The sequence below is a fragment of the Pantoea sp. Mb-10 genome (genome assembly GCF_021272205.1).
Classification (GTDB): domain Bacteria; phylum Pseudomonadota; class Gammaproteobacteria; order Enterobacterales; family Enterobacteriaceae; genus Pantoea.
The window spans coordinates 421,021-438,664 of record NZ_JAJSDX010000004.1 but is presented as its reverse complement, the minus strand read 5'-3'; the positions used below and the strand labels follow the sequence as shown (position 1 = coordinate 438,664).

General features: G+C 58.8%; 12 protein-coding genes and 1 riboswitch. Of the genes, 10 read left to right on the top strand and 2 right to left on the bottom strand.

The genetic code is table 11. The features are described 5' to 3' along the window. The first annotated feature begins 56 nt into the window (after window positions 1-56). From leuA to leuD, 4 genes are read left to right on the top strand one after another with little or no spacing between them, the layout of a single operon-like run. Window positions 57-1,619 (top strand): 2-isopropylmalate synthase, encoded by a 1,563-nt coding sequence (gene leuA, locus LU196_RS10825; protein WP_232759291.1) that lies wholly within the window; start codon window positions 57-59, stop codon window positions 1,617-1,619. Window positions 1,620-1,621: 2 nt separating this feature from the next. Beyond that, entirely contained in the window at window positions 1,622-2,713 is a 1,092-nt protein-coding gene (leuB, locus tag LU196_RS10820) for a 3-isopropylmalate dehydrogenase (protein ID WP_232759290.1), read from the top strand. 3 nt (window positions 2,714-2,716) lie between these two features. Then, window positions 2,717-4,123 (top strand): 3-isopropylmalate dehydratase large subunit, encoded by a 1,407-nt coding sequence (gene leuC, locus LU196_RS10815; RefSeq protein ID WP_232759289.1) that lies wholly within the window; start codon window positions 2,717-2,719, stop codon window positions 4,121-4,123. A 4-nt stretch (window positions 4,124-4,127) separates the two neighbouring features. Further along, window positions 4,128-4,733 carry a 3-isopropylmalate dehydratase small subunit gene (gene leuD, locus LU196_RS10810; protein ID WP_232759288.1) on the top strand — a complete coding sequence of 202 codons (606 nt, stop codon included), beginning with the start codon at window positions 4,128-4,130 and terminating at the stop codon, window positions 4,731-4,733. Between the two features lie 32 nt (window positions 4,734-4,765). Here the strand turns inward: leuD and LU196_RS10805 are convergent, their stop codons facing one another. After that, on the bottom strand, window positions 4,766-5,947 hold the full coding sequence (locus LU196_RS10805) for an MFS transporter (protein ID WP_232759287.1): 1,182 nt from the start codon (window positions 5,945-5,947) through the stop codon (window positions 4,766-4,768). Between the two features lie 244 nt (window positions 5,948-6,191). On the opposite strand from LU196_RS10805, the gene sgrR reads away from it, so the two are divergent. The 4 genes from sgrR (at window position 6,192) to thiQ (ending at window position 11,286) form a co-directional block, all read left to right on the top strand. Next, complete coding sequence (gene sgrR, locus LU196_RS10800; protein ID WP_232759286.1) at window positions 6,192-7,853, top strand: HTH-type transcriptional regulator SgrR; 1,662 nt, start codon at window positions 6,192-6,194, stop codon at window positions 7,851-7,853. A 35-nt stretch (window positions 7,854-7,888) separates the two neighbouring features. Next, a riboswitch (TPP riboswitch) is annotated at window positions 7,889-7,983 on the top strand. A 45-nt stretch (window positions 7,984-8,028) separates the two neighbouring features. Beyond that, window positions 8,029-9,015, top strand: coding sequence for a thiamine ABC transporter substrate binding subunit (gene thiB, locus LU196_RS10795; protein WP_232759285.1), 987 nt, complete (start codon window positions 8,029-8,031; stop codon window positions 9,013-9,015). Then, a complete protein-coding gene (gene thiP, locus LU196_RS10790; protein WP_232759284.1) occupies window positions 8,991-10,601 on the top strand; it encodes a thiamine/thiamine pyrophosphate ABC transporter permease ThiP in 1,611 nt (536 codons plus the stop codon). Before thiB ends, thiP begins: the two co-directional genes overlap by 25 nt. Continuing rightward, window positions 10,585-11,286, top strand: a complete 702-nt coding sequence (gene thiQ, locus LU196_RS10785; RefSeq protein ID WP_232759283.1) for a thiamine ABC transporter ATP-binding protein ThiQ — start codon at window positions 10,585-10,587, stop codon at window positions 11,284-11,286. The genes thiP and thiQ overlap by 17 nt, the downstream gene beginning before the upstream one ends. Here thiQ and LU196_RS10780 read toward each other — a convergent pair. Then, the gene (locus LU196_RS10780) at window positions 11,283-12,047 is read right to left on the bottom strand and encodes a DedA family protein (protein ID WP_232759282.1); all 765 of its coding nucleotides are present in this window, start codon (window positions 12,045-12,047) and stop codon (window positions 11,283-11,285) included. The two genes, thiQ and LU196_RS10780, sit on opposite strands and share 4 nt — an antisense overlap. A 166-nt stretch (window positions 12,048-12,213) precedes the next feature. On the opposite strand from LU196_RS10780, the gene polB reads away from it, so the two are divergent. Both polB and rapA read left to right on the top strand, forming a co-directional pair. Beyond that, complete coding sequence (polB, locus tag LU196_RS10775; RefSeq protein WP_232759281.1) at window positions 12,214-14,574, top strand: DNA polymerase II; 2,361 nt, start codon at window positions 12,214-12,216, stop codon at window positions 14,572-14,574. 153 nt (window positions 14,575-14,727) lie between these two features. Then, window positions 14,728-17,634 carry an RNA polymerase-associated protein RapA gene (gene rapA / locus LU196_RS10770; RefSeq protein ID WP_232759280.1) on the top strand — a complete coding sequence of 969 codons (2,907 nt, stop codon included), beginning with the start codon at window positions 14,728-14,730 and terminating at the stop codon, window positions 17,632-17,634. Window positions 17,635-17,644 lie beyond the last annotated feature (10 nt).

The following is a 17,644-nucleotide window of genomic DNA, read 5'->3' as shown; positions in this document are numbered from 1 at the left end:
CGCGGGTTTTTTTATGCTCGTTGCACCGGCGAAGTCAATGTAAAAGGAAGAGCACCATGAGCCAGCAAGTTATTATTTTCGATACCACTTTGCGTGATGGTGAGCAGGCGCTGCAAGCCAGTCTGAGTGTGAAAGAAAAACTGCAGATCGCCCTGGCGCTGGAAAGAATGGGCGTTGATGTCATGGAGGTGGGTTTTCCGGTCTCTTCACCGGGTGACTTCGAGTCGGTGCAGACTATTGCGCGCACCATTAAAAACAGCCGTGTTTGCGGGCTGGCGCGCTGTGTAGAAAAAGATATTGACGCCGCATACGAGTCGCTGCGCGTCGCCGACGCATTTCGTATTCACACGTTCATTGCCACCTCGCCAATGCACATCGCCACCAAGCTGCGCAGTACGCTGCCAGAGGTGATTGAGCGCGCCGTTCACATGATCAAACGCGCGCGCAACTACACCAACGATGTCGAGTTTTCCTGCGAAGATGGCGGTCGCACACCTATCGACGATCTGTGCCGCATGGTAGAGGCCGCGATCAATGCCGGTGCAACCACCATCAACATTCCTGACACCGTGGGTTACACCACGCCGGGTGAATACGGCAATATCATTAGTCAGCTGATTAACCGCGTGCCGAACATTGATAACGCGATTTTGTCTGTTCACACCCATGACGATCTGGGTATGGCCACCGGCAACGCCATTGCCGCGGTACTGGCGGGTGCGCGTCAGGTAGAGGGCACGCTGAACGGACTGGGTGAGCGCGCCGGTAACTGTGCGCTGGAAGAAGTGATCATGGCCATCAAAACCCGCCAGCAGATCATGAATGTCCACACCAACATTAATCATCAAGAGATCTACCGCACCAGCCAAACCGTGAGCCAAATCTGCAACATGCCCATTCCGGCCAACAAAGCGGTGGTGGGCGCCAATGCGTTCGCGCACTCTTCGGGCATCCACCAGGATGGCGTGCTTAAAAACCGTGAAAACTACGAAATCCTGACGCCAGAATCGATCGGCCTGCACAAAATCCAGCTCAATCTGACCTCACGCTCCGGCCGCGCCGCGGTAAAACACCGTATGGAAGAGATGGGCTATCAGGAATCGGATTACAACCTGGATACCCTGTATGACGCTTTCCTGAAGCTGGCGGACAAAAAAGGCCAGGTGTTTGATTACGATCTGGAAGCCTTGGCCTTCATTAACAAGCAAAACGAAGAGCCGGAGTACTTCCAGCTGCATGAATTCAACGTGCAAACCGGCTCCAGCGTCACCGCCACCGCGTCTGTACAGTTGGGCTGTGGTGAAGAAACCAAAGCCGATGCTGCCACTGGTAACGGTCCGGTCGATGCGGTTTACCAGGCGATTAACCGTATTACCGGTTTCGAAGCCGAACTGCTGAATTACAAATTAACCGCCAAAGGCCACGGTGAAAATGCGCTGGGGCAAGTGGATATCGTGGTCAATTACAACCAACGTAAATTCCACGGCGTAGGCTTGGCGACCGACATCGTTGAGTCTTCAGCGAAAGCAATGGTGAATGCCCTGAACAACATCTGGCGCGCCAAACAGGTAGAAAAAGAACTGCAGCGTAAATTTAAAGATCAGAAGGAAACGGTGTAACTATGACTCAGTCTTATCATATTGCGGTAATGCCCGGCGACGGAATCGGCCCGGAAGTCATGGCGCAGGCCATGAAGGTGCTTGATGCGGTGCGCGAACGTTTTGCTCTGCGCATCACCACCAGCGAATATGATGTGGGCGGCATCGCTATTGATCGTCACGGCGAACCTCTGCCCCCCGCCACCGTTGCCGGCGCCGAACAGGCCGATGCGATTCTGTTTGGTTCCGTGGGTGGGCCAAAATGGGAGCATCTGCCGCCCGCGAACCAGCCTGAGCGCGGCGCCCTTTTGCCGCTGCGTAAGCACTTTAAATTGTTCAGTAATTTACGCCCCGCAGCGCTGTATAAGGGCCTGGAGGCATTCTGCCCGCTGCGCAGCGACATCGCCGCGCGCGGTTTCGATATTCTCTGCGTGCGTGAGCTGACCGGCGGCATTTACTTTGGCCAACCCAAAGGCCGCGAGGGCAGCGGCCCACACGAGCGCGCTTTCGATACCGAGGTTTATCACCGCTTTGAAATCGAGCGCATTGCGCGTAATGCTTTTGACGCCGCGCGCAAGCGCCGCAGTAAGGTCACCTCAGTGGATAAAGCCAACGTGCTGGCCACGTCGGTGATGTGGCGTGAAATCGTCAATGAGGTGGCAAAAGGGTACCCGGATGTGCAGCTGAATCACATGTACATCGACAATGCCACCATGCAGCTGATCAAAGATCCGTCACAATTCGATGTTTTACTCTGCTCTAACCTGTTTGGTGACATCCTGTCCGACGAGTGCGCCATGATCACTGGCTCAATGGGCATGCTGCCTTCTGCCAGCGTGAATGAAGAGGGTTTTGGCCTGTTTGAGCCGGCCGGCGGTTCCGCGCCGGATATTGCCGGGCAGAATATCGCTAACCCCATTGCGCAAATTCTGTCGCTGTCGATGCTGCTGCGCTTTAGCCTGAATGCAGTAGACGCCGCCGACAGCATTGAACGCGCGGTGAGCCGTGCGCTGGAAGCTGGCCACCGTACCCGTGATTTGTCCGGTAACGGCCCAGCCGTTAGCACAGATGAAATGGGCAGCCTGATTGCCGGTTTCATCACAGAGGAAAAATAATAAATGAAAAGCTTATACCAGAAGTTATTTGATGCACATGTCGTTCACGAAGCGCCTAACGAAACGCCGCTGCTGTATATCGATCGCCATCTGATCCACGAAGTGACCTCACCGCAGGCGTTTGACGGCCTGCGCGCGCACGGCCGCAAGGTGCGCCAGCCTGAGAAAACGTTCGCCACCATGGATCACAACGTCTCCACCCAGACCAAAGATATCAATGCCTCCGGCGAGATGGCGCGTATTCAGATGCAAGAGCTGATGAAGAACTGCGCCGAGTTTGGTATCCAGCTGTATGACCTGAACCACCCTTTCCAGGGCATTGTCCACGTCATCGGCCCGGAGCAAGGCATGACGCTGCCCGGTATGACAATTGTTTGCGGCGACTCTCACACGGCCACGCATGGCGCCTTTGGCGCGCTGGCCTTTGGGATCGGGACCTCTGAAGTCGAGCACGTCTTCGCCACGCAAACCCTCAAGCAGGGCCGTGCTAAAACCATGAAGATTGAAGTGCGGGGCCACGCAGCGCCCGGCATCACGGCTAAAGACATTGTGCTGGCCATCATTGGTAAAACCGGTAGCGCAGGCGGCACCGGCCATGTCGTCGAGTTCTGTGGCGAAGCCATCGAAGCGCTGAGCATGGAAGGGCGTATGACGCTGTGCAACATGGCGATTGAAATGGGTGCCAAAGCGGGTCTGGTTGCGCCGGATGACACCACGTTCGCCTACCTGAAAGACAAGCAGTTTGCGCCAAAAGGCGACGACTGGGAGCAAGCGGTAGCCTACTGGCGCACGCTGAAGTCGGACAGCGATGCCAAGTTCGATGCCGTGGTCACCCTGAACGCCGCGGATATCGCGCCGCAGGTCACTTGGGGCACCAATCCCGGTCAGGTGATGGCCGTTGACCAGGCGATTCCCAACCCACAGCAGTTCGCCGATCCCGTGGAGCGTGCTTCGGCAGAGAAAGCGCTGGCGTATATGGATCTCAAGCCGGGCATCCGCCTCACCGATGTTGCCATTGATAAAGTATTTATCGGCTCGTGCACCAACTCGCGCATTGAAGACTTACGCGCTGCCGCCGCGATTGCCAAAGGACGTAAAGTGGCACCGGGCGTGGTCGCCATGGTGGTGCCCGGTTCCGGCCCGGTAAAAGCCCAGGCGGAAGCCGAAGGGTTAGACAAAATTTTTCTCGATGCGGGCTTCGAATGGCGCCTGCCTGGGTGCTCCATGTGCCTGGCGATGAATAACGATCGTTTAAATCCTGGCGAGCGCTGCGCCTCCACCAGTAACCGCAACTTTGAAGGCCGTCAGGGCCGCGGCGGTCGTACACATCTGGTGAGTCCGGCCATGGCTGCCGCCGCCGCCGTAACCGGTCGCTTTGCCGACATTCGTGAACTGACTCAGGGAGCTTAACGCCATGGCGAACAAATTTACGCAACACACCGGCATTGTGGCCCCGCTGGATGCGGCCAATGTTGATACCGACGCCATCATTCCCAAGCAGTTTCTGCAGAAAGTGACGCGTACCGGTTTCGGCGCACACCTGTTCCACGACTGGCGCTTTGACGACGATGCAGGCACCCAGCCTACCGCGAGCTTTGTGCTGAATAAGCCGGAATTTCAGGGCGCCAGCATTTTACTGACGCGGGAGAACTTCGGCTGTGGATCTTCCCGTGAACATGCGCCTTGGGCGCTGACCGACTTTGGCTTCCACGTGGTGATCGCGCCCAGCTTCGCCGATATTTTCTATGGCAACAGCTTCAACAACCAGCTGCTGCCGGTCACGCTGAGTGAAGAGGAGGTGGACGCCCTGTTCAGTCTGGTCGCCGCACAGCCTGGCATCCGCTTTACCGTGGACCTGGAAGCGCAAACCGTGACCGCAGGCGACAAAACTTACCACTTCAACATTGACGGCTTCCGCCGCCACTGCATGATCAACGGCCTCGATAGCATTGGCCTGACGCTGCAGCACGAGGCGTCCATCGCCACGTATGAAGCTAACCAGCCGGCATTCTTACGCTAATCACACAAGGGCGACTCCGTCGCCCTTCTCCGCTATCGCACGTCACGCACCCGCGCCGCCAGCAGCAATGCCACAACGGCCATGATCAGTGCCAGCCAGTAAACCGCCTCATGACCGTAATGCTCACTCAGTGCGCCCTGAATCAGTCCCGCAATAATCAATCCGGTGGAAATAGAGGTCGTAAACAGCGTGGTCGCGGCACCGGCACGCCCCGGCATCAGATCCTGAAACCATAGCATGCCGATCCCGGCGATAATCCCAATAAAGGCCGCATTAAACAGCTGCAGTACCATCAGCGCGGTCTGCGAGGTAAACAGCACCAGCCCCAGATAAAACAGCACGGCCGAGACCAGCGCCAGTAGCATAAGCGCGCGTTTCCCGACGCGCCGCGCATAGTGGCCCGCGAGCAGCATAATCGGAATTTCCAGTCCCGCCGCCGTGCCCATGAGCAGCCCCGCCAGCTTCTCCGGCAGGCCCAGCGTGGCGCTAATATACAGCGGCATATCAATGATATACATGGTATTGCACGCCCACATCACCACCGACGCGATAAACAGCAGACGCACGTGGCTGTCTTTCCACGGGCTCAGCTGCAGCAGCACCTGTTCCGGCGTGACCACCACGCGCGGCACCGAAGGCAGCGTAAACCAGATCAGCAGCAGGCTCAGGAAGAAAATCCCCGCCGCTACGCTGAACAGCGTGACAAAGCCGTAATTGAGCGCCAGCGCAAACGACAGCGGCGGGCCAATCACCCACGCCAGCGACAGCTGCGCGCGCATCACCGAGCTAAACATCACCACTTCACGCGCCGAGCGATCGGCATATTCGCGGGCCAGCGCAAACACTTGCGGCATCGCCACGCTCGCCAGTCCTGATAGCAGGACGCCCAACGTAATCAGCGTAAGGTAGTGACGATTAAAGGCAAACAGCAGCGCGTTGAGCACGGCCATCAGGCAGCAAAACAGAATGAGATGGCGGCGATCGCCGCGGCTGTCCGAGCGCTTCGCCACCAGCAGGCTAATCACAATTCCGGCGAGGGCATTCACGGTAAAAAACAGCCCCACCCAAAAGGGCCGCACCTGCACTTCGCGGGTCAAAAACAGGCTCAGCGTGGGGGCCTGAAGCGCACCGGCAACGCCGGTCATAAACGACACCGCCATAAAAGCGAGGTAAACCGGATTAATGCGGCGCTGACGCGTTAACAGCGATTTCATCACGAAATCCCTTAAAACAGAGGGGTAGACAAGAAGAGAGAAGATTTTCATAGCCCCATGAAAAAAGCCAGCAGAGATAACGCTGCTGGCGGTGAAATGCACCCAACTCAGAAAAGGTTCCATTGAGGGAACCGCTGGCAGAGCGCCATTCGGTAGAATGCCTCCCGCTCTTCCATTGCCGCACAGTATGCCTCTACTATGAGGAAGGAAAAACTGAGCAATATTTCAATGGAGTTCCCCTTTTATGTCTTCGTCACGCCTGCAACACCAATTTATTCGCTTGTGGCAGCAGCGCCAGGGTCAAGACGGAGACACCACGCTGGCCGAATTGGCCGCCCTGCTGCACTGCTCGCGCCGTCACATGCGCAGCCTGCTCAACGCGATGCAGGCCGCAGGTTGGCTGCAATGGCAGGCCGAAGCGGGCAGAGGTAAACGCTCCCACTTACGCTTCTGTTACAGCGGATTGGCGCTGCAGCAGCAGCGCGCAGCGTCGCTGCTCGATCAGGATCGCATCGATCAGCTACTGCAGCTGGTCGGTGATAAAAACGCGGTGCGCCAGATGATTGCGGCGCACCTGGGGCGTAGCTTTCGTCAAGGCAAGCATATTCTGCGCGTACTCTACTACCGCCCTCTGCTCAATCTGCTGCCTGGCTCACCGCTGCGCCGTTCCGAAACCCACCTGGCGCGACAAATTTTCAACGGTCTGACACGCATAAATGAGGAAAAAGGGGAAATCGAGCCCGATATTGCGCATCACTGGCAGCAGCTCTCCCCGCTGCAGTGGCGTTTCTTTCTGCGTCCGGCCATCCGCTTTCACCATGGCCGCGAGCTGGAGATGGACGATGTGATTGCCTCGCTGACGCGCGCGCGTCAGCAGCCGCTGTTTTCACACCTTGCCCAGGTGGAGTCCCCGGCGCACTGGACGCTGGACATCACCCTCACGCAGCCCGACGCATGGCTGCCTTGGCTACTCGGCAGCGTCAGCGCGATGATTTTGCCGCGGGAATGGCCTACGCTGCCTGACTTTGCCCGCCAGCCCATCGGCACAGGGCCCTACCGCGTGATACGTAATCAGCAGAGTCAGCTAAAAATTGCCGCGTTTGATGACTATTTTGGCTTTCGCGCCTTGATAGATGATGTCTCCATTTGGGTGTTGCCGGAGATCGGTGATGAACTGGTGCCAGCGGGCGTCACGTTGGAGGGCGAAACGGCTGACGAAACCTCGGTTGAGAGCCGCCTGGAGGAAGGCTGCTATTTTCTGCTGTTCGACCAGCGCAGCGCGCACGGTCGTGACGCCCACATCCGGCGCTGGGTAAGCGATCTGCTCGCCCCTATTGCGGTGCTGCACCATGCCCAACGGGCGCATCAACGCGACTGGTTTCCGGCTAACGGCCTGCTGCCGCGTTGGCATCATCGGCGTGATGTCTCGCCCGTTAGCAAGCCCACAGGGTTAACGCAGCTGACAATCAGTGGATACCACCACCACGTAGAGCACGACGGTATTATGCAGGCGCTGCGTCCGCTGCTGGCGCAGCACGGCATCGCGCTGATTGCGCGCGAACTCAGCTATGAAGCCTGGTCAGCGGGCGAAGGAGAAAGCGATATCTGGCTGGGCAGCGTCAATTTCACGCTGCCGCTGGAGTATGCGCTGTTTGCCCAGCTGTATGAGCTGCCGCTGATGCAGCGCTGTATCCCGATCGACTGGGCGAACGATGCCGCACGCTGGCGCGAAAAAGCGCTGCCGCTGGCGGAATGGAGCCAGCAGTTGCTCACTCACCACTATCTTCATCCGCTCTTTCATCACTGGCTGCTGCTGCAGGGCCAGCGCAGCATGCGCGGCGTGCGGCTCAATACGCTGGGCTGGTTCGATTTTAAGTCAGCCTGGTTCGCGCCACCCGATTTGTGATGCTTTCCCGCCGCCGCAGAAGTGTCTACACTAGGCCGTTCTCAACGGGGTGCCTGCAGTTCAGGCTGAGAGAGACCCGTCGAACCTGATCCGGTTAATACCGGCGTAGGGATTTGAGAGGTACCCACTCAGATCCTTTGCGACTCAACCTTATTTTCTCCTCAAGGAGCGCAAAGTGTTAAATAAAGTGTTGCCCCTGTTACTGCTGATCGCTGCCCCGGCGTTTGCTGCCAAACCCGTCCTCACCGTGTACACCTATGACTCCTTTTCCGCCGAGTGGGGCCCCGGCCCAGCGGTAAAAAAAGCCTTTGAAGCGGAGTGCGGCTGCGAACTGCATTACGTCGCGCTGGAAGATGGCGTTTCGCTGCTGAACCGCGTGCGCATGGAAGGCAAGAATAGCAAAGCCGACGTGGTGCTTGGACTGGATAACAATCTTGTCGACGCCGCCGCAAAAACGGGTCTGTTTGCCAAAAGCCGCGTGAATACTACCGCGCTGCAGCTGCCTGATGGCTGGCACAGCGATACGTTTGTGCCTTATGACTACGGCTATTTTGCCTTCGTGTATGACAAAACCCGGCTAAAAAACCCGCCGCATAGCCTGAAAGAGCTGGTGGACAGCCCCGAAAAGTGGCGCGTGATTTATGAAGATCCGCGTACCAGCACGCCAGGATTGGGCCTGCTGCTGTGGATGCAAAAAGTTTACGGCGACAACGCCCCCGCCGCATGGCAAAAGCTGGCGCAGAAAACCGTGACCGTCACCAAAGGCTGGAGCGAGGCGTACGGCCTGTTTCTTAAAGGCGAAGGCGATCTGGTGCTGAGCTATACCACCTCTCCGGCATATCACCTTATTGAAGAGAAGAAAGATCGCTACGCCGCTGCGGCATTCAGTGAGGGACACTATCTGCAGGTCGAAGTGGCCGGGCAGCTCGCCAGTAGCAAGCAACCCAAGCTGGCGCAGCAGTTCCTGCAATTTATGCTGTCGCCTGCTTTCCAGCAGACGATCCCCACCGGTAACTGGATGTATCCCGTGATCAAGAGCGACCTGCCTGCGGGCTATGAAACACTGACCGTGCCCGCTCACGCACTGCAGTTTACGCCGGCTGACGTGGCTGAACATCGCGCCAGCTGGATCCGCGCATGGCAGCAAGCCGTCAGCCGTTAATGCCAGGCTGGCTGGTTCCAGGCAGCGCCGTGGCGCTGCTGCTGTGTGCGGTCGCGCTGCTGGCGTTTGGCGCCCTGTTTTCAGCGGCGCCTCTCGCCGACTGGCGGGGTTTACTCAGCGACAACTACCTGCACCACGTGCTGCGGTTCTCTTTTGAACAGGCGCTGCTCTCGTCGCTGCTCTCGGTGCTGCCCGCTATCCCGCTGGCGCGCGCGCTCTACCGTCGTCGTTTCCCCGGCCGTACTCTGCTGCTGCGCCTGTGCGCCATGACGCTGGTGCTGCCGGTGCTGGTGGCGGTGTTTGGCTTGCTGAGCGTCTATGGCCGCAACGGCTGGCTGGCCCAGCTCTGTCAGGCCATAGGCTTTGAGTATCACTTCTCGCCTTACGGCCTGCAGGGCATTTTGCTGGCGCACGTCTTCTTTAATCTACCGCTGGCCACGCGCATGCTGCTGCAAGCGCTGGAGAGCATCCCTGCCGAGCAGCGTCAGCTGGCCGCGCAGCTGGGTGTGCGCGGCTGGAACGCCTTTCGCCTGCTGGAGTGGCCGTGGCTGCGGCGCCAGCTTCTGCCGACGGCCGCGCTGATTTTTATGCTGTGCTTTGCCAGCTTCGCCACCGTGCTGGCGCTGGGCGGCGGTCCACGCGCCACAACGCTGGAGCTGGCGATTTATCAAGCGCTCAGTTTCGATTACGACCCCGCACGCGCTGCACTGCTTGCGCTGCTGCAGTTGGGCTGTTGCCTGCTGATGGTGTTGCTAAGCCAGCGCTTTAGCCAGACCATCCCCACGGGAAGCCAAACGCTGCGCGGCTGGCGCGATCCGCAGGACAGCGCGCTGGCGCGCATTGGCGATGGCGTTTGCCTTGCACTTGCCCTGTTGCTCCTGCTGCCGCCGCTGGCCGCGGTCATCGTCGATGGCTTGCGCGGCGGCATTGCCGGTGCGCTGCAGCAGGCGGCGCTGTGGCAGGCCACCTTTACGTCGGTGCGCATTGCCGTTGGCGCCAGCCTGCTGTGCGTCACGCTCACCGTGATGCTGCTGTGGAGCAGCCGCGAACTGCGCCAGCGCCAGCGGCGCGTGCTGGCGCAGACGCTGGAACTGAGCGGCATGCTAATTCTGGCAATGCCGGGCATTGTGCTGGCGAGCGGCTTCTTTCTGTTGTTCAACGCCACCATTGGCCTGCCGCAGCGCGCCGATGCGCTGGTGATCTTCACCAATGCGCTGATCGCGATTCCCTATGCCATGAAAGTGCTGGAAAATCCCATGCGCGACATCACCGCACGCTACAGCGTACTGTGCGCCTCGCTGGGTATTCAGGGGCTGAATCGACTGCGACTGATTGAACTGCGTGCGCTGCGGCGTCCGCTGGCCCAGGCGCTGGCTTTTGCCTGCGTGCTCTCGATCGGTGATTTTGGCGTCGTGGCGCTGTTTGGCAGCGCCGACTTTCGCACGCTACCTTTTTATCTGTTCCAGCAATTAGGCGCCTATCGCGGCGCGGACGGCGCGGTGACCGCGCTGCTGCTCTTACTGCTCTGTTTGCTACTGTTTACCCTGATGGAAAAACGCGCGGGTCGCCATGCTCACTCTGAATAACCTCACTTACCTTTACCAGCACTTGCCCATGCGCTTCGACCTCAGCGCCCAAGCCGGCGAACGCCTGGCGATCCTCGGCCCCAGCGGCGCAGGAAAAAGTACCCTGCTGAACCTGCTCGGCGGATTTTTACCGGTCAGCCACGGCACGGCGATCCTGAACGGGCGCGATCATACGCACAGCGTTCCCGCGGCGCGGCCCGTCTCCATGCTGTTCCAGGAAAATAACCTTTTTCCCCACCTCACCGTGCAGCAAAACATGGGCCTGGGGCTGCATCCGGGTCTCAAGCTGACCGCGGCACAGCAGCAGCAGGTAGCGGATATTGCCGAGCAAACCGGCCTGGAAGCCCTGCTGACGCGCCTGCCGGGCGAACTCTCCGGTGGCCAGCGCCAGCGCGTGGCGCTGGCGCGCTGTTTACTCCGCGATCGCCCCATTTTGCTGCTGGATGAGCCGTTTTCCGCGCTGGATCCTGCTCTGCGCAAAGAGATGCTGCAGCTGGTACGCAGCGTATGCGCAGCACGCAATATGACGCTGCTGATGGTGTCACACAGCCTGGAAGATGCGCAGCAAATTGCGCCGCGCAGCGTGGTGATTGTTGAGGGACGCGTCTGCTGGGATGGCCCCACCGAACGCTTACTGCGCGGCGAGAGCGAGGCTGCGGCCATCCTTGGCGTTGTGCCGCGTTAGGCGAAAAACACTTTCCATAACAGCTGGCGGAACAGCGGCATCATCGGGTGAAACTGCAGCGCGATAAATGCGCCCAAACCAACCGCAGCGCCCAACGGTGCCAGCCAGCGCAGGCGTGACGGCGGCAGATATTTCGTTGCCCAGTCTTGGGTTTTTCCACTGCGCCAGCGGCGCCACAGCAGCCATCCCCCCAGCCAGACCAGCAGCGTCACCAGCAGCAGCAGCCATTTAAAGCTACTGCCCTGCGCGGCCTGCGGCACATCAATGGCCACGCCCGCTAAAATCCCCGGCATCAGGTAGGCTGGCGGCCACAGGATGCAGCCGATGAGATTAGGCGGCAGAAACTTACGCACCGGCAGCTCCAGCATGCCCGCTGCCAGGGGAATGAGCGGACGCGTAGGCCCAACAAAGCGCCCCACCAGGATAGTAAACATGCTGTGTTCATGCAGCGCGTGCTCGGTTTTATCCAGCAGTCCCTGATACTTTTTGAGGTATTTCCAGCGGTGCAATGGCCCCTGAAACTTCCAGCCGATGCCAAACGACACCCAGTCGCCAATCAAACAGCCGGCAAACCCCGCCGCCCACGCCGGATACAGGCCAATCTGTCCGCTGCCGACCAGCGCCCCCAGGCTCGCCATTAACACCGTGCCCGGCAATAGCAATCCAACAAAGGCCAGCGACTCAAGAAAAGTAACCAGCGCGACGGCCATCAGCGCATACTCGAGCGATTGGGTAAACAGGTGTTGAATCCAGGCTTCCATAACGGTCCTCTGCGCAATATAGAGGCTGGATTGTCCGGAGCCGATGCCACCCCGTCAAGGCAAGATTTGTAGGAGGATGTTGACAGTTTGCTGACAAATTAACCGCCGCTCCCGCACTGTATAAATATCCATGATATACTGGCATGAAATCGCTACGGGAGTAACCGTGACTCAACCACGCGCAGGCTTTGTACTCACTCGCCACTGGCGAGACACCCCAACAGGCAGTGAAATTGTTCTCTGGCTGGCCACGGATAGCGGCCCTCAGCGCCTGGTCCTGCCTGCGCAGGAGTCAGTGGCGTTTATTCCTGAAGCATTTCGGGCCGAAGTAGAAACGCTGCTGCGCGACGAGCGCCACATGCGCTTGCAGCCGCTGACGCTGAAAGACTTCCGTCGCAGGCCGGTGTTTGGCCTTTACTGCCGCAGCTATCGCCAGCTGCAACAGCTGGAGAAACGCCTGCGCGAAAACGGCATTCCGGTCTATGAAGCGGATATTCGCCCACCGGAGCGCTATCTGATGGAGCGCTTTATTACCGCCCCGGTGTGGTTCGGCGGCGAAACGCGCGGCGACAGCATCGTGAATGCTCGCCTGAAACCGCATCCCGATTACCGTCCGCCGTTAAAATGGGTCTCTCTGGACATTGAAACCACGGAATACGGTGAGCTTTATTGTATTGGGCTAGAAGGATGCGGCCAGCGTCAGGTATTTATGCTCGGCCCGCCCAACGGCGACCCGGCCAACCTCGACTTTGATCTGATTTATGTGGATACCCGCCCGCAGCTGCTTGAACAGCTAAATGCCTGGTTCACTCGCCACGATCCCGATGTGCTCATCGGCTGGAACGTGGTGCAATTTGATCTGCGCGTCCTGCAAAAGCACAGCGACCGCTACGGCATTCCGCTGCGCCTTGGCCGACAGCAGCAGCCGCTGGAGTGGCGCGAACACGGTTTTAAGCCGGGCGTGTTTTTCGCGCAGGCAAATGGACGGTTGATCATTGACGGCATAGAGGCGCTGAAATCGGCGTTCTGGGATTTTCCGTCGTTCAGTCTTGAAGCCGTCTCGCGCGAGCTGCTGGGCGAAGGCAAGGCGATCAACAATCCGTGGCAGCGCATGGAAGAGATCAACTGGCGCTTTGCCCACGACAAACCCGCGCTCGCCACCTATAACCTGAAAGATTGTGAGCTGGTGACGCGCATTTTTCAGCACACCGCCATCATGCCGTTCTTACTGGAGCGCGCCACGGTCAACGGCCTGGCCGTGGATCGCCACGGTGGCTCAGTGGCGGCGTTCAGCCACCTCTATATTCCCCGCCTGCACCGCGCTGGATTTGTGGCCCCGAACATGGGCGAAGTGGCGCCGGAAGCCAGCCCTGGCGGTTACGTCATGGATTCCCGGCCAGGCCTGTACGACTCGGTGCTGGTGCTGGACTATAAAAGCCTGTATCCGTCCATTATCCGCACCTTTCTGATCGATCCCGTGGGGTTGGTCGAGGGATTGGCACATCCGAGCGATACCGACTCTATTCCCGGCTTTCGCGACGCGCGTTTCTCGCGGCAGACGCACTGCCTGCCTGCCATCGTCGAACAGATTTGGCAAGGGCGCGAAGCCGCTAAGCGCGACGGCAATAAACCGCTGTCGCAGGCGCTCAAAATCATTATGAACGCGCTTTACGGCGTGCTTGGCACCAGCGCGTGTCGCTTCTTCGATCCGCGTCTGGCGTCCTCCATCACGCTGCGCGGCCACGCCATCATGCAGCAAACGCGGGAGCTGATTGAGGCGGAAGGCTTTGATGTCATTTACGGCGATACCGACTCGACTTTTGTCTGGCTCAAAGGGCCGCAGAGTGAGACCGAGGCCGCCGCCATCGGTCAGCGGCTGGCCGATAACGTCAACCGCTGGTGGCAGGCACATCTGCGGCAAACGCTGGGACTGGAGAGCGCGCTGGAGCTGGAGTATGAGACCCATTTTCGTCGCTTTCTGATGCCAACTATTCGCGGTGCTGAACAGGGCAGCAAGAAACGCTACGCCGGACTGATTCGTCACGCCGACGGCGAACGGCTGGTTTTCAAGGGGCTGGAGTCGGTGCGCACGGACTGGACGCCGCTGGCGCAGCAGTTTCAGCAGACGCTTTACGGGCTTATTTTTCGTAATGAGCCTTGGCAGGACTATATCCGCACCACCGTGGCACAGCTGCTGGCGGGAGAGCTTGACCCTTTGCTGGTGTATAAAAAACGCCTGCGTCGACCGCTCAAAGACTACGAACGCAACGTGCCACCGCACGTGCGCGCCGCGCGCCTCGCCGATGAGCATAACCGCAAGCTGCAGCGGCCGCTGCAGTACCAAAACGGCGGATCGATTCGCTACGTGATGGCCACCGCCGGGCCGGAGCCGCTGGAAGCGCGCGTGACGCCGCTGGATTACGACCACTATGTTACGCGCCAGCTGCAGCCGGTCGCCGAGGGGATTCTGCCGTTTGTCGGTGATGACTTTGCTACACTGATTACCGGGCAGCTGGGGCTGTTTTGACAGGTGACGAATGCCTTTCCATCCAGTACCATAGCGCCCTTCCTGATTCTCACCGCACGCACAACCTGACCAGACACTCTGTTTGGCGGTTATGTATTGCCTGAGTGCAGGTGAACGTCTTTATGTCTTGTTAGAGAATCGAGCAAAAAATATATGGTATTTACACTGGGTCAACGCTGGATAAGTGATACGGAAAGTGAACTGGGACTGGGGACGGTGGTGGCGGTTGATACGCGCATGGTCACGCTCCTGTTTCCGGCAACCGGCGAAAACCGCCTGTATGCACGCAATGATTCTCCCGTCACGCGCGTCATTTTTAATCCGGGCGATACCGTTACCAGCCATGAAGGCTGGCAGATGCGCGTCGATGAAATTCGTAACGATAACGATGTGATCACCTACATCGGCACGCGTCTTGATACCGAAGAGAACAATGTCACGCTGCGTGAGGTGATGCTGGACAGTAAGCTGGTGTTCAGCAAACCGCAGGATCGCCTGTTCGCCGGTCAGCTGGATCGCATGGATCGCTTTGCGCTGCGCTTCCGCGCGCGTAAATACCAGAGTGAGCAGTATCGCTTAGCCATCAGCGGCCTGCGCGGCATGCGTACTAACCTGATTCCGCACCAGTTGCACATCGCCCACGACGTGGGCCGTCGCCATGCGCCACGCGTTTTGCTGGCAGATGAAGTGGGCTTGGGTAAAACCATCGAAGCGGGCATGATCATTCAGCAACAGCTGCTGGCAGGTCGCGCCGATCGCGTGCTGATCGTGGTGCCTGAAACGCTGCAGCATCAGTGGCTGGTTGAAATGCTGCGCCGCTTTAACCTCCGCTTTGCCCTGTTTGATGACGATCGCTACACCGAAGCTCAGCACGACAGCGACAACCCATTTGATACGGAACAGCTGGTGATCTGCTCGCTGGATTTTGTGCGTCGCAACAAACAGCGCCTTACGCAGCTGGCGGACGCCGAGTGGGATCTGCTGGTGGTGGATGAAGCGCACCATTTGGCCTGGAGCGAAGACGCGCCGAGCCGCGAGTATCAGGTGATTGAACAGCTGGCAGAACGCATCCCGGGCGTGCTGTTGCTGACTGCGACACCGGAGCAGCTTGGCCTTGAAAGCCACTTTGCCCGCCTGCGCCTGCTGGATCCCAACCGCTTCCACGACTTTGAGCAGTTTGTGGAAGAGCAGCAGCACTTCCGTCCCATTGCCGATGCGGTGACGTCGCTGCTGGCCGATCAGGCGATCAATAAAGAAGAGATAAACCTGATCAACGATCTGATCGGCGAACAGGATATTGAACCGCTGCTGCAGATAGCGAATAGCGATCGTCCCGGTAAAGAGGACGCGCGCAAAGAGCTGGTGTCCATGCTAATGGATCGCCACGGCACCAGCCGCGTGCTGTTCCGCAACACGCGTAACGGCGTGAAAGGGTTCCCTAAACGCGAACTGCACGCGATCCGCCTGCCGCTGCCCGCGCAGTATCAAACGGCCATCAAGGTCTCTGGCATCATGGCGGCGCGTAAAAGTGCGGAAGATCGCGCGCGCGATATGCTCTATCCCGAGCAGATTTATCAAGAATTTGAAGGCGACAGCGGCACGTGGTGGAACTTCGATCCGCGCGTAGAGTGGCTGATGGGCTATCTCACCAGCAACCGCAAAGAGAAAGTGCTGGTGATTTGCGCCAAAGCCGCCACGGCGTTGCAGCTTGAACAAGTGCTGCGCGAGCGGGAAGGTATTCGCGCAGCCGTGTTCCACGAAGGTTTGTCGATCATTGAGCGCGACCGCGCCGCCGCGTTTTTTGCTTCTCAAGAAGACGGGGCGCAGGTGCTGCTGTGTTCAGAAATCGGCTCTGAAGGCCGCAACTTCCAGTTTGCCAGCCGACTGGTGATGTTCGACCTGCCGTTTAACCCCGATCTGTTGGAGCAGCGTATCGGCCGCCTCGACCGTATCGGTCAGATGCACGATATTCAAATTCTGGTGCCGTGGCTGGAGAAAACCGCGCAGGCGGTACTGCTGCGCTGGTACCACGAAGGACTGGACGCGTTTGAGCATACCTGTCCTACGGGCCGCGCTATTTACGATAAGGCTTACCCGCAGCTGATTGATTTCCTTGCGTCGCCGGACAATCCCGAAGGCCTCGATACCTTCATCAGTGAAAGCCGCAAACAGCATGATGCGCTGAAAGCACAGCTTGAGCAGGGCCGTGACCGCCTGCTGGAGCTGAACTCCAACGGCGGCGAAGCGGCGCAGGCGCTGGCCAATGCCATTGCCGATCAGGACAACGATACCGAGCTGGTTAACTTTGCGCTGAATCTGTTTGATATCGTCGGCATCAATCAGGAAGACCGCAGCGATAACCTGATCGTGCTGACGCCTTCCGATCATATGCTGGTGCCGGATTTCCCGGGATTACCGGAAGAGGGTTGCACCGTGACCTTTAACCGTAACCAGGCGCTGTCGCGCGAAGATACCCAGTTTATTACCTGGGAACATCCGCTGATCCGCAACGGGCTCGATTTGATTCTTTCCGGCGATACCGGTAGCTGCGCCCTCTCCTTGTTAAAAAACAAGGCGCTGCCGGTCGGTACGCTGCTGGTAGAGATGATTTACGTGGTGGAAGCACAGGCACCGAAACATCTGCAGCTGACGCGCTTCTTGCCGCCTACGCCGGTGCGTTTGCTGATGGATCGCGCGGGCAATAACCTCGCGGGTAAAGTGGAGTTTGAAAGCTTTAACCGCCAGCTGAATGCCGTTAACCGCCACACTGGCAGCAAGCTGGTGAACGCGGTGCAACAGGAAGTGCACGACATTCTGGTTCAGGCCGACAAAGTCATCGTGCCGGAAGCGCAGGCAATCATCGCCGGCGCCAAAGCCGAAGCGGATGAAAAACTCAACGCGGAGCTTGCACGCCTGCAAGCCCTCAGGGCGGTCAATCCCAACATCCGCGATGACGAGATTGAAGCGCTGGAAAGTAACCGCGCGCAGGTGCTTGAGAGCCTGAGCGACGCCGGTTGGCGTCTGGACGCGCTGCGCCTGATTGTGGTGACACACCAATAACCACTGAGAT